Origin of the sequence: Yersinia sp. 2553 StPb PI (genome assembly GCF_052217105.1) — a bacterium.
Classification (GTDB): Bacteria; Pseudomonadota; Gammaproteobacteria; order Enterobacterales; family Enterobacteriaceae; genus Yersinia; species Yersinia enterocolitica_E.
The window spans coordinates 748,610-761,054 of sequence record NZ_JAZGPX010000002.1; the positions used below are offsets into that span (position 1 = coordinate 748,610).

Here is a 12,445-nt window from a genome sequence, read left to right on the forward strand (position 1 = left end):
TCTAGCGCATTACTCACTCTTACTGCGGTCTACTATGCCCTTTGACGCGGTGAAAAAAAAGCAGGATTTGCCTGTTAGTTTGATTAATCGTACCTATTTGCTTATCGGTACTGTTACAAGTTGTGGGGATTCAATACACTGTATAAACGCTTATGCAGAGCCTATCGGAGGTAAAGATGCGCTCGTTAGGAGATATGCCCCGCATTGTGATTATTTCAGAAGTGCTGGGGATGCTGTTACTGGTTGTTGCCTACCTAAGTATTAATGGCTACTTGTCATTATCTGGTTCAATGGGAACACCAGCTGTCGCCATTATTATGATTTTTGTCGGGATTGGCCTGATGCTCCCTGCCGCTGCGTGTATTGTTTGGCGCGTAGCGAGTGGTTTTGGCCCACTATTAGGTAGCGCCGATAGAATATCAAGGCCGCCATCCAACAAAGAATCAGAGGCAGAGCAGAGCAAAAAGGATAATAAACCCGATCAGGATAATGACTGAGTCTTTATAAGGGCATTAAATTTGTCGGTATTGATCATAGCACTGTCGGTTAATATTCCGTAAGCTATGCCACTTTTCGTCTTATGAGAATCGTGAGGTAGGTAGTTATGGATTCACTCATCGTCCCGGATTTAGCCTTATTACGGCGTTGGCTGGATCAACTCGGTATCTCATTTTTTGAGTGCGACTCCTGTCAGGCGCTGCATTTGCCGCATATGCAGAACTTTGAGGGCGTGTTTGATGCCAAAGTTGATTTGGTTGATAACATCATCTTGTTCTCGGCGCTGGCTGAAGTCAGGCCGACGGCCCTTATCCCGTTAGTCGCGGATCTGAGTCAAATAAATGCCAGCTCGCTGACGGTTAAAGCCTTTATCGATATTCAGGATGATAATTTGCCGAAATTGATTGTCTGCCAGTCACTGACGGTAGAAGTGGGTGTCACATTTGCTCAATTTGGCTATTTTATGCAGCAGTGTGAAGAGCAGATTTCGATGATCATTCTGGAAGCGCGTGCCAATGATTTACTGTTTATTGGCAACAGTGACGACGATGAATCGCTACAGACGGCGACGGCTTATCCGGTTATCCACTAATATCCCTTCATTAAATGTGCCGCTGATAGCGGTGGCACACTGTTATTTCCCCTGTAAACCATAAGATATTCTGCTTTTTACCCTACTTTGCCAGATATTTATCGCCGTTTATGCCATTAGTGGCGCATTACATAGATAGAATGTGCATAAAAAATCGATAAAAGGCGTTTTTTACCCTAGAGTATGGTACGGATTGCCAAGTGCGGTTATGCTGCTGTTTCTGCAAAGGGCATAATATTCCTCCGCCTAAACAGTGATTATTCTTACTAGGTGAATAATCACTCACCGTGCATAGTCATGCATCTGGTGCAGGTGGCAATAGCACTCGGCAGGGCAAAGGTGTTGTATCCTAGCGGATACAAATTTAGCGCACGACTTCACCCCCTATTCTGGAGGAGTTAACGGATGTTCACCCATCGTAAAAAGTGGTTATCGGGTGTTGCTGCTGGCTTATTAATGGCCGCGTCCGTCTCAGCATCTGCTGAGGAAAAAACACTGCACGTTTACAACTGGTCCGATTATATCGCACCCGATACGCTGGCTAATTTCCAAAAGGAAACCGGCATTAAGGTTGTCTATGATGTGTTTGACTCCAACGAGGTGTTGGAAGGTAAGTTGATGGCCGGGAGTACCGGGTTTGATTTAGTGGTGCCATCAGCTAGTTTCCTTGAGCGCCAATTGTCTGCGGGTGTCTTTAAGCCGTTAGATAAAAGTAAGCTACCTAATTATAAAAATCTCGATCCTGAGTTGTTGGCGCTGGTCAGCAAACACGACCCAGAAAATAAATATGCTATTCCTTATTTGTGGGCGACAACAGGTATCGGCTATAACGTCGAGAAAGTGAAAGCTGCTCTGGGGAAAGATGCGCCAGTAAACAGTTGGGATCTGGTACTGAAACCTGAAAATCTTGAGAAGTTGAAAAGTTGCGGTGTCTCTTTCCTGGATGCACCAAGTGAGATCTTTGCAACTGTACTCAATTACTTAGGTAAAGACCCAAACAGTATTCAGGCGACCGACTACACCGGTCCTGCCACTGAATTGTTGCTGAAACTGCGGCCGAACATCCGTTACTTCCACTCTTCACAATATATTAATGATCTGGCAAATGGTGACATCTGCGTCGCTGTCGGTTGGGCCGGTGACATCATGCAGGCGTCTAATCGGGCCAAAGAAGCGAAAAATGGCGTGAATGTGGCCTACAGCATTCCGAAGGAAGGCGCATTAGCGTTCTTTGATGTGTTTGCGATGCCATCTGATGCTAAAAATCAGGATGAAGCCTATCAGTTCCTGAATTACCTGATGCGCCCTGATGTGATTGCTAATATCAGTAATCATGTGTTCTATGCCAACGCCAACAAAGCGGCAACGCCATTGGTAAATGCAGAAGTACGTGATAACCCTGGTATTTATCCGCCAGCGGATGTGCGCGCCAAAATGTTCACGCTGAAAGTACAAGACCCGAAAATTGATCGTGTGATCACCCGGGCTTGGACAAAAGTGAAAAGTGGTAAATAACCCATTGGTGTGAATCAGTAGCTTGCGCTCAACGCGTGGCTGATATCACATTGATGGAAAGTGAAATGAACGAGGGTAGGGGCAGGGAGTTTATCTTCCTGTTCCTGTTTTTTATTGTGCCGCACCTTAAATGCGGCCTGTTCTGCTTTTACGGAGAGCACGCTGAGTGAATGATGTAATTCCCCGCCCGCAGCCAAAATCCCAGAAGGTGTTTACACCCTTGTTGGAGATCCGCAACTTAACCAAGTCATTTGATGGTCAGGCCGCGGTAGATGACGTCAATCTGACTATCTACAAAGGTGAGATTTTTGCGCTGTTAGGGGCTTCAGGCTGTGGTAAATCCACCCTGTTGCGGATGCTGGCCGGTTTTGAGCAGCCGACTCAGGGGCAGATAGTGCTCGATGGGCAGGACTTGTCTCATGTGCCGCCGTATCAGCGCCCGATCAATATGATGTTCCAGTCTTATGCGTTATTTCCCCATATGACGGTTGAGCAAAATATCGCGTTTGGCTTGAAGCAAGACAAGTTACCTGCTGATGAGATCAAAAGCCGCGTCGCAGAGATGCTGACATTGGTGCACATGCAAGAGTTTGCTAAGCGTAAACCACACCAACTCTCTGGCGGGCAGCGTCAGCGCGTGGCTCTGGCCCGTAGCTTGGCCAAACGGCCAAAACTGCTGTTGCTGGATGAACCCATGGGGGCGTTGGATAAAAAGCTGCGTGATCGGATGCAACTGGAAGTGGTTGATATCCTGGAGCGGGTGGGGGCGACCTGTGTGATGGTTACCCATGACCAGGAAGAAGCGATGACGATGGCCGGGCGCATCGCCATTATGAACCGTGGCAAGTTTGTGCAAATTGGCGAACCGGAAGAGATTTATGAACATCCGAACAGTAGATTCAGCGCTGAATTTATCGGCTCGGTGAATGTATTTGAGGGAGTACTAAAAGAGCGGCTGGATGATGCATTGGTGATTGACAGCCCCGGTCTGCGCCATCCATTGAAAGTGGATTCTGATGCCTCGGTGGTAGACGGTGTCCCGGTATTTGTGGCTCTGCGCCCGGAAAAAGTGATGTTGTGTGAACAAGTGCCAGAAGATGGCTGCAACTTCGCGGTCGGTGAAGTGGTACACATTGCTTATCTGGGGGATTTATCCATTTATCATGTGAAGTTACACAGCGGGCAGATGCTGAGTGCACAGCTACAAAATGGTCATCGCTACCGTAAAGGGATGCCAACATGGGGCGATGAAGTGCAATTATGTTGGGATGCTGACAGTTGCGTGGTTTTGGGTAATTAAGAGCCTTGGGGAGTTAATATCGTGATGTCTAAATCTACCCGTGGGGCAGCAGAACCACCGACCCGTACTGTCGGGCCGATTAAGGCTTTTGTCCAGCGTTACCAAATGGCGCATGGCCGTAAACTGGTTATTGCCATGCCTTATTTGTGGCTATTTCTGTTGTTTATGTTGCCGTTCCTGATTGTATTCAAAATCAGTCTGGCCGAGATGGCGCGCGCCGTACCCCCTTATACCGATCTGGTTACCTGGCTGGACGGCAAGTTGGATATCTCGCTCAATCTTGGTAACTATCTGCAACTGCTCGATGATCCGCTGTATATCGATGCTTACCTGCAATCATTGCAAGTGGCTGCGGTGTCGACGCTATGCTGCCTGATTATCGGCTATCCATTGGCTTGGGCGATTGCACACAGTAAATCATCCACTCGTAATATCTTATTGCTGTTGGTGATTTTACCTTCATGGACCTCATTCCTCATTCGGGTTTATGCCTGGATGGGTATTCTGAAAAACAATGGAATCTTGAATAATTTCCTGATGTGGGCCGGGATTATTGATCAACCGCTGATTATTCTGCACACCAATCTGGCGGTATACATTGGTGTGGTCTATTCCTATCTGCCATTCATGGTACTGCCAATCTATACTGCGCTGACCCGACTGGATTATTCGTTGGTGGAGGCGGCGCTGGATCTGGGGGCCAAGCCATTTAAGACCTTTATCAGTGTCATTGTGCCATTGACCAAAGGTGGCATTGTTGCCGGTTCCATGTTGGTGTTTATCCCTGCGGTGGGTGAGTTTGTTATCCCTGAACTGCTCGGTGGGCCGGACAGCATTATGATTGGTCGTATTTTGTGGCAAGAGTTCTTTAACAATCGCGATTGGCCGGTTGCCTCGGCGGTTGCGACGGTGATGTTAGTGCTGCTGATTGTGCCGATACTCTGGTTCCACAAGCATCAGAATAAAGAGATAGGAGGCCCGGTATGAATAACCTACCGGAAGTACGTTCGGTCTGGCGTCGGGTGATCCTTATTGTCGGTTATACCTTCTTGTATGCGCCGATGTTGATGCTGGTTATCTACTCATTTAACAGCTCTAAACTGGTAACCGTATGGGCGGGGTGGTCAACCCGTTGGTATACAGAGCTATTTAATGATTCAGCGATGATATCTGCCGTTGGCCTGAGTCTGACTATTGCCGCCGCCTCCGCCACGATGGCGGTGGTTCTGGGGACAATAGCCGCGGTGGTGATGGTGCGTTTTGGCCGTTTTCGCGGTTCAACCGGTTTTGCTTTTATGCTGACAGCGCCGTTGGTGATGCCCGATGTGATTACCGGTTTATCATTGCTACTGCTGTTTGTTGCTATGGGGCATGCTATCGGTTGGCCAGCAGAGCGCGGCATGTTCACCATCTGGCTGGCGCACGTCACCTTCTGTACTGCCTATGTGACGGTAGTGATAAGTTCTCGTCTGCGTGAGCTGGACCGTTCTATTGAAGAAGCCGCCATGGATTTGGGGGCCACACCACTGAAAGTGTTCTTCGTGATTACCGTGCCGATGATTGCACCGGCATTAATCTCCGGCTGGTTATTGGCCTTTACTTTATCGCTGGACGATTTAGTGATTGCCAGCTTTGTTGCCGGCCCAGGGGCGACAACCTTGCCGATGCTGGTCTTTTCTAGTGTGCGGATGGGGGTTAATCCAGAGATTAATGCCCTTGCCACACTTATCTTGCTGGTGGTTGGGATAATCGGTTTAATCGCGTGGTGGTTTATGTCCCGTTCGGAAAAGCAGCGGTTGCGTGAATTACGAAAAGCTGCCCGTAGCTGATTGCCGTTAAAACTGTTAGGCTTCATTCTGCTTTAACGCCGCTGACCAGCGGCGTTATTGTCAGGGATAACATTAGGTTGCAGCAACCGGACTGAGGGCAGATAGGGCGACATGAGAAAACTATTTTCATCCTTAGCATTTTCATCCTCTGCAACGACGCCAGTACCGGTCCTCATCGCCGGTACTGCCATTATTGCTACCCGTATCCTCGGCGTATTATTATTGGTTGCGACTCTGGGGTGGGTGGGTACCGGTGAATTTATCAGTGAAAGTCTGCAAAGCTGGGATTTTGGCCTGATCTTCTTGGCCAGTGTGGTGCTATTGCTGTTAGAGATTGTCTGCGGCGCTGCGGTGTGTTATCGCAAGAACTGGGCGCGTTGGTGCTATTTGGCGTGTCAGATTATCGCGAGTGTTTATTTGTTGATGGTATCACTGGACTGGTTGTATTTAGATGTTTTTCGGGTTGAAGGTGATACCGGCAGCGAAATTCTACATAGCCTACTGTTACAGAAGATCCCTGATGTGGTGATTATCGGTTTGCTGTTTTTCCCCTGGTACCGCTATTTCCCTCAGTCAAAATGAGTGTTTAGCGCGGCACAATGCTACAATTCGCCTCATCAACAGCCTCGGCTGCAAATTATTCAACTTCTCAGATTATAACGGTCAATATTAATGCATTGCGCACAGTATACGGCGGGTCGCTGTCGTTCCTGCCAGTGGCTGGATAAACCCTATCCACAACAACTGGCTGACAAACAACATCATTTGGAGAGTCTGCTAGCTGGTCACCCTGTGGTTCAGTGGTTAGCGCCGGTTTTCGGGCGTGAGAACGCTTTTCGTAATAAAGCGAAAATGGTGGTCAGTGGTAGTGTTGAACGGCCGCTATTAGGGATGTTGCATCGTGACGGTACCCCGGTCGATTTATCTGACTGTCCACTCTACCCGGCCAGTTTTGCCCCGGTCTTTACCGTGCTGAAAACGTTTATAGCCCGCGCCGGTCTCACACCCTATAACGTTGCACGTAAACGCGGCGAGCTTAAATTCCTGTTATTGACTGAAAGTACTTATAGCGGTGAGTTAATGCTGCGCTTTGTACTGCGTTCTGAAACCAAGCTGGTGCAATTACGCGCAGCACTGCCATGGTTACAGCAGCAATTGCCTCAACTGGCTGTTATCTCGGCTAATATTCAGCCAGTGCATATGGCAATCTTGGAAGGGGAGCAAGAAGTCCCGTTAACTGAACAGCAGGCGCTGCCCGAACTGTTTAATCAGGTGCCGCTGTTTATCCGGCCACAAAGTTTTTTCCAGACCAATCCTCAGGTTGCCGCCTCACTGTATGCCACGGCACGGCAATGGGTGCGGGAGCTGGATATCAGCAGTATGTGGGATCTGTTTTGCGGAGTAGGTGGTTTTGGTTTGCATTGTGCCAGCACCGAGACGCAACTCATCGGTATTGAAATCAACGCGGAAGCCATCGCCTGCGCACGCCAATCGGCGCAGCAGTTGGGATTAAAGAATGTCAGTTTTGCTGCACTGGATTCCACCCGTTTCGCCACCGCAGAAACGCAAGTGCCGCAGTTGGTATTGGTTAACCCCCCACGGCGTGGCATTGGTGCTGAACTGTGTGACTATCTTGCTCAGATGGCACCTGAATTCATACTCTATTCAAGCTGTAATGCGCAGACAATGGCGAAAGATATCAGCCTATTAGCCGATTACCATATTGAGCGGGTGCAGTTGTTTGATATGTTTCCGCATACCGCCCACTATGAAGTTCTAATCTTACTTACCCTGCGGCCTTGAAGTTGTAGGGTTGTTAGCTACCTTCATTCACCCGAATCACTTACTTGAGTAAACTCATCGGGATGCGTTCGTTTGCCGCCTACCTACAACTGCAATGACTTTGGGGAAGTTATTAAATCAGTTTGGAAACCACTTATCATTGATAGCTTTATATGTCCCATCGGCTTTCACTGCATCAATGGCTTTATTCAACTTCTCCAACAATGCGGTATTCTCCGGGCGTACCGCAATGCCAAGGCCAGTGCCGAAGTATTGTGGGTCGGTCACATGTTCGCCAACTGATGCCAGGTTCGGGTTGGTTTTCAGCCACTCATTCACTACCGCAGTATCACCAAACACCCCATCAATACGGCCATTTTTCAGGTCAATGATGGCATTCTGGTAGCTGTCATAAGCCACCGTCTGAATTTCAGGATGTTTGTCTTGCAAATACTTCTGATGAGTGGTGCCATTTTCCATCCCGATTTTCTTGCCTTTCAGATCGGCAAAAGAACTGAATTTACCTTTTGGTGCAATCACAATGGCGGAGTTTGCATAGTAAGGTTGGGTGAACGCGACCTGCTTGCTACGCTCAGGGGTAATATCCATGCCAGAAATGACGGCATCATAACGTTTGAATTTCAGCGCTGGGATAAGACTATCAAAAGCCTGATTGGTGAAGGTACAGTTGGCCTCCATTTGTTTACACAACGCTTTTGCCAGATCCATATCGAAGCCGACGATTTCGTTATTGGCATCCATTGATTCAAATGGCGGATAGGTGGCTGAGGCAGCAAAACGAATAGTTTCTGCGGCAGTCGCGCTGAAAACCATACCACTTAGTAGGGTTGCCAATAGTAACTTTTTCATGCTTAAACTCCTGTCTGAATTTTTTAAATAAAATGAGCTATTAGTTATTGATTTTATTATAACTGGTGGTTTTTCATCACGTTCTATTCGGATAAATTATGGTATTTACATTGCCATTTTATGAATTTATATGCAAGTAATGTGATTAAAAATTTAATTTTATTTTAATCACTGGAAGGACAGGACAGGCGAGATGTTTGGGTTTGGTTGACATGAGTGCGGTGATCACCTCGCCATGTGGTGCCTCAACCGCCAAGGGGGTTACAAGCGCGTAACCCCTTGGAACCCCTGCGCTTGCGCACGTATCCCCAGCCTGCTTCGCAGGTACCCTCGGCTCATCATTTCGGCTAGCGGACGGCTTTATTATGGCCTCTTTGAGGCTAGCCTCCGGGCCAACGCAAGCGTTGTTCAAAACTGCTTCGCAGTGTTGTCGCGTCCCTGCTCATGACGCCTCAACCCGCCGTCCATGGCGGATTTCCCTTACTCCACTCTTCACTCGGCTGCTCAAATGTGCTTTTAAACATCAAAACCTAAAAACCATGGTTTTGAATTGGCTTTTGACGTTGAGCGCAATCAGGAATGTTGCCGACCAGGAGGGAGGGTAGAGTGAGCGGGCATGGACAAATCTGCCGGGAGCAGATTTGAACGCTGCTAGCAGCGGCCCCGAAGGGGTGAGTTCCAGGGATGGGACAAATTACCCCCGCGAAAAGCGCGCTTGAGCAGGGATGCGAATCGCGCTGGCTCGTTAGCCCGAAAGACGCAGGAGGTTTACCCACAGGGCAATATTTCGCGCAAGCGCGGGATTGCATAAGGGGCCACGCTTATGGCCCCTTTGCCGGTTGGTTCATTGGAGGTCAGGTGAGCTGTGAAGCCCTAACAACCGAATATGATAACTAAACAGCTAACAACCAAATTGGTCACAAAATCAAAAGAATAATCTTAATTGCGCCGCTCAAACGCCAGTGCTCTGCGTTCCACCAATCTCATCAGCAACGTCAGCAAACCATTCACGCACAGATAGACAATCCCGGCGGCACCAAACACCATCACGTCATAGGTACGGCCATACATCAGTTGGCTATAGCCCATAACTTCCATCAATGTGATGGTATAAGCCAATGAGGTACTTTTGAATACCAAGACCACTTCATTGGAATAGGATGATAATGCGCGCTTAAAGGCAAATGGCAGTAGGATGCGTAACGATTGGGCTTTTGACATCCCCAATGCTTCGCAAGATTGCCACTGACCCGATGGAATTGCCCTAACTGCACCGTAGAACAGTTGCGTAGTATAGGCCGCACTGTTCAATGCCAACGCAATCATTGCGCACAACCAAGGTTGCGACAATAAGCTCCATAACCACGGATATTCACGGATAGCGGGGAATTGACCTGGACCGTAATAGATCAAAAAGATCTGCACCAGCAGCGGGGTGCCGGTGAACAGTGTGATATAAATTTTAACCAGTGGCGTGATAATCGGTGTTTTTAGCGTTAACACAATGGTAAACAGCAGCGACAACACCAGTGCCACCAACAGTGATGCAATCGTCAACGTCAGGCTGGTATGCAGCCCTTTAAGGATCTCGGGTAAATATTCCAGCATCAGGATGGGCTCCGTTCAAAACGAGTGGTACGGAGTTCAATCCATTTGAGCACATACTGGCTCAGCAGAGTCACCACCAAGTAGATTGCCGCTGCAATTACATACCAAGTGAAAGGTTCCTGGGTCCGGGTTGCAATACTTTTGGTTTGTAGCATCAGGTCATTGACGCTGATAAGTGACACTAACGCCGTGTCTTTCAGCAGCACTAACCACTGATTGCCCAAGCCTGGCAATGCATGACGCCACATCTGCGGCATGATCAAACGGAAGAAGATGGCCGCCTGACTCAAACCCAATGCCTGACCGGACTCCCACTGCCCGATAGGCACTGCTTTCAGTGCGCCGCGTAAGGTTTGCGAGGCGTAAGCAGAATAGAGCAGGGCGAGTGCGATAACACCGCACAAGAACGGACTCACCTCAAAATTATCGATATTGAGCTTAATGGGTAGCTCAAACAGATAAAGATTCAGGGTAAAACCGTCCGACAGCATCATCAACAACTGGGAGGAGCCGAAATAGATAAACAGGACCACCAGAATCTCCGGTAGCCCACGCAAAATGGTGACCCAGCCGGTAGTCAGGTAGCTGACCACTTTCACCCGTGATGATTCACAGACGGCAAACAGCATCGCCAGAACCAGACCGAGGGCCAGTGCACAAACGGCAAGGCCGACGGTCATACCGGCGGCGCTTGCTAAAGGTTGAAATTCATTCATGGGTGTTTAGATTACTGCTGGAACCATTTTTTATAAATTGTCTGATAGGTGCCATCTGCTTTAACTTTCGCCAGTGCAGCATCTAACTTACCCTGTAACTCGGTGTTGTTCTGACGCACTGCGATACCTAAACCGGTACCGAAATAGTCAGCGTCAGTCACTTTGTCACCCACCGCAGCGAGTTGGTTATTCTGCTTCAACCACTCGTTGACGACCGCAGTGTCGCCAAATACTGCGTCCAGACGGCCATTTTTCAAATCAAGAATAGCATTCTGATAGCTGTCATAAGGTACGGCGGTAATCTCAGGGTGTTTTTCCATCAGGTATTTCTGATGGGTAGAACCATTCTGCATCCCGACTCGTTTGCCTTTCAGGGCCGCCAAATCAGCCACTTTACCTTTCTCAGCGATAAACAGTGCGGAGTTATCGTAATAAGGTTTAGTAAAGGCTACTTGTTTTTGGCGCTCAGGGGTAATGTCCATACCTGAAATCACCGCATCAAAACGTTTGAATTTCAGGCTTGGGATCAAGCTGTCAAAGGCTTGGTTGGTAAAGGTACATTCGGCTTGCATCTCTTTACACAGCGCATTAGCCAGATCGATATCGAAGCCCTGCATTTTATTATTAGCATCAATAAATTCGAATGGCGGGTAAGTGGCTTCAGCCGCGAAACGGATAGTTTCCGCGGCAGAGGCGGACAGACTGATACTGGCAAGGACGGCCGCTATTATTAATTTTTTCATCGCAAATTCCCAAATAGATATCAATGTGACAGATAGCTGGCAAAAGCTTCGGTTGTTGGTTGTGTAAAGTGGCTGGCATCACCTTGTTCCACCACATGACCGTTTTCCATGTAGACCACACGGCTGGCCGTTTTGCGGGCCACTTCAACCTCATGGGTAACAATCACCTGAGTGATGCCGGTGCCAGCCAATTCACGGATGATACTGACGATTTGTGCGGTAATTTCCGGGTCAAGTGCCGCTGTGGGTTCGTCAAACAGCAAAACTTGCGGCTCCATCATCAACGCGCGGGCAATCGCCACTCGCTGTTGTTGGCCACCAGAAAGGTGCAGGGGGAAGCGGTCAGCAAAATCAGTCAAACGCAACCGTGACAGCAGCTTCTGCGCCCGTGCCATGGCTTCATCTTTTGATAGACCCAGCACACGGCAAGGGGCTTCAATCAGGTTTTGTACCACTGACAGATGTGGCCAAAGATTATATTGCTGAAACACCATACCCACATTTTGGCGCAATTCGCGAATCGCTTTTGCACCGGGAGCCTGAGTAAAGTCGAAGTGATTACCGGCGATCTGCAAAGTCCCTGAACGGGGCATTTCCAACAGATTGAGTACGCGCAGTAATGAGCTTTTACCTGCACCGCTTGGCCCTAATAGCACTAAGGTCTCGCCGGCCGGGCAGTCTAATGTAATGTCGAACAGCGCCTGATGTACGCCGTAATAACAGTTAATTCCGTTAAGTTGAATACTCATGCGCCAAATCTGAATAGCCAATGATGCGGTGAATGGTAACTTCCGCGGCATACTTATGCAATCTTTGTGCGTTAAAATTTATTAATAACCAGAATAAACCCAGCAAAACAGCATAACATTTGGATTTGACTGATATCCGAGGGAATTTGTCACGCGATGCATAAATCTGACAGAGCTATCCCCGTTATCTTTCAAATTGCAGGGGTGTTGGCTGCTCTCGCCAACCCGAATCACTTACCAGTG

13 protein-coding genes are annotated in these 12,445 nt (G+C 48.5%); 8 read left to right on the plus strand and 5 right to left on the minus strand.

The features are described 5' to 3' along the window. Nucleotides 1–176: 176 nt before the first annotated feature. The 8 genes from V2A84_RS04660 to rlmC all read left to right on the plus strand — a co-directional run bounded on the left by V2A84_RS04660 (nt 177) and on the right by rlmC (nt 7,537). Nucleotides 177–497 (plus strand): YbjC family protein, encoded by a 321-nt coding sequence (locus V2A84_RS04660; RefSeq protein WP_083158398.1) that lies wholly within the window; start codon nt 177–179, stop codon nt 495–497. Nucleotides 498–604: 107 nt separating this feature from the next. Beyond that, a complete protein-coding gene (locus tag V2A84_RS04665) occupies nt 605–1,090 on the plus strand; it encodes a YbjN domain-containing protein (RefSeq protein ID WP_083158399.1) in 486 nt (161 codons plus the stop codon). 405 nt (nt 1,091–1,495) lie between these two features. Then, the gene (gene potF, locus V2A84_RS04670) at nt 1,496–2,605 is read left to right on the plus strand and encodes a spermidine/putrescine ABC transporter substrate-binding protein PotF (protein WP_083158400.1); all 1,110 of its coding nucleotides are present in this window, start codon (nt 1,496–1,498) and stop codon (nt 2,603–2,605) included. Nucleotides 2,606–2,771: 166 nt separating this feature from the next. Continuing rightward, entirely contained in the window at nt 2,772–3,905 is a 1,134-nt protein-coding gene (potG, locus tag V2A84_RS04675; protein ID WP_083158401.1) for a putrescine ABC transporter ATP-binding subunit PotG, read from the plus strand. A gap of 24 nt (nt 3,906–3,929) precedes the next feature. After that, nucleotides 3,930–4,892, plus strand: a complete 963-nt coding sequence (gene potH, locus V2A84_RS04680) for a putrescine ABC transporter permease PotH (protein WP_372569332.1) — start codon at nt 3,930–3,932, stop codon at nt 4,890–4,892. Continuing rightward, a complete protein-coding gene (gene potI / locus V2A84_RS04685) occupies nt 4,889–5,734 on the plus strand; it encodes a putrescine ABC transporter permease PotI (RefSeq protein WP_050084992.1) in 846 nt (281 codons plus the stop codon). Before potH ends, potI begins: the two co-directional genes overlap by 4 nt. A 111-nt stretch (nt 5,735–5,845) precedes the next feature. Then, nucleotides 5,846–6,316 (plus strand): YbjO family protein, encoded by a 471-nt coding sequence (locus tag V2A84_RS04690; RefSeq protein ID WP_083158403.1) that lies wholly within the window; start codon nt 5,846–5,848, stop codon nt 6,314–6,316. A gap of 90 nt (nt 6,317–6,406) precedes the next feature. Then, nucleotides 6,407–7,537: a 23S rRNA (uracil(747)-C(5))-methyltransferase RlmC gene (gene rlmC / locus V2A84_RS04695; RefSeq protein WP_083158404.1), complete on the plus strand. Its 1,131-nt coding sequence runs from the start codon at nt 6,407–6,409 to the stop codon at nt 7,535–7,537. Nucleotides 7,538–7,654: 117 nt separating this feature from the next. Here the strand turns inward: rlmC and artJ (V2A84_RS04700) are convergent, their stop codons facing one another. The 5 genes from artJ (V2A84_RS04700) to artP form a co-directional block, all read right to left on the minus strand. After that, nucleotides 7,655–8,386, minus strand: a complete 732-nt coding sequence (artJ, locus tag V2A84_RS04700; protein WP_083158405.1) for an arginine ABC transporter substrate-binding protein — start codon at nt 8,384–8,386, stop codon at nt 7,655–7,657. Between the two features lie 939 nt (nt 8,387–9,325). Next, complete coding sequence (artM, locus tag V2A84_RS04705; protein ID WP_032899150.1) at nt 9,326–9,994, minus strand: arginine ABC transporter permease ArtM; 669 nt, start codon at nt 9,992–9,994, stop codon at nt 9,326–9,328. Continuing rightward, nucleotides 9,994–10,710 (minus strand): arginine ABC transporter permease ArtQ, encoded by a 717-nt coding sequence (gene artQ, locus V2A84_RS04710; protein WP_005184781.1) that lies wholly within the window; start codon nt 10,708–10,710, stop codon nt 9,994–9,996. Before artQ ends, artM begins: the two co-directional genes overlap by 1 nt. Before the next feature lie 11 nt (nt 10,711–10,721). Continuing rightward, the gene (gene artJ / locus V2A84_RS04715) at nt 10,722–11,453 is read right to left on the minus strand and encodes an arginine ABC transporter substrate-binding protein (protein WP_005184779.1); all 732 of its coding nucleotides are present in this window, start codon (nt 11,451–11,453) and stop codon (nt 10,722–10,724) included. Between the two features lie 20 nt (nt 11,454–11,473). After that, nucleotides 11,474–12,202, minus strand: a complete 729-nt coding sequence (gene artP, locus V2A84_RS04720) for an arginine ABC transporter ATP-binding protein ArtP (protein ID WP_050074082.1) — start codon at nt 12,200–12,202, stop codon at nt 11,474–11,476. Between the last annotated feature and the right edge of the window lie 243 nt (nt 12,203–12,445).

Excerpts from the sequence above, each read along its gene's own strand:
- V2A84_RS04690 (WP_083158403.1), top strand. The coding sequence starts at position 5,846 with ATGAGAAAACTATTTTCATCCTTAGCATTTTCATCCTCTGCAACGACG.
- potF (WP_083158400.1), top strand. The coding sequence starts at position 1,496 with ATGTTCACCCATCGTAAAAAGTGGTTATCGGGTGTTGCTGCTGGCTTA.
- V2A84_RS04660 (WP_083158398.1), top strand. The coding sequence starts at position 177 with ATGCGCTCGTTAGGAGATATGCCCCGCATTGTGATTATTTCAGAAGTG.
- artJ (WP_083158405.1), bottom strand. The coding sequence starts at position 8,386 with ATGAAAAAGTTACTATTGGCAACCCTACTAAGTGGTATGGTTTTCAGC.
- artM (WP_032899150.1), bottom strand. The coding sequence starts at position 9,994 with ATGCTGGAATATTTACCCGAGATCCTTAAAGGGCTGCATACCAGCCTG.
- potI (WP_050084992.1), top strand. The coding sequence starts at position 4,889 with ATGAATAACCTACCGGAAGTACGTTCGGTCTGGCGTCGGGTGATCCTT.
- artP (WP_050074082.1), bottom strand. The coding sequence starts at position 12,202 with ATGAGTATTCAACTTAACGGAATTAACTGTTATTACGGCGTACATCAG.
- V2A84_RS04665 (WP_083158399.1), top strand. The coding sequence starts at position 605 with ATGGATTCACTCATCGTCCCGGATTTAGCCTTATTACGGCGTTGGCTG.
- potH (WP_372569332.1), top strand. The coding sequence starts at position 3,930 with ATGTCTAAATCTACCCGTGGGGCAGCAGAACCACCGACCCGTACTGTC.
- artQ (WP_005184781.1), bottom strand. The coding sequence starts at position 10,710 with ATGAATGAATTTCAACCTTTAGCAAGCGCCGCCGGTATGACCGTCGGC.
- artJ (WP_005184779.1), bottom strand. The coding sequence starts at position 11,453 with ATGAAAAAATTAATAATAGCGGCCGTCCTTGCCAGTATCAGTCTGTCC.
- rlmC (WP_083158404.1), top strand. The coding sequence starts at position 6,407 with ATGCATTGCGCACAGTATACGGCGGGTCGCTGTCGTTCCTGCCAGTGG.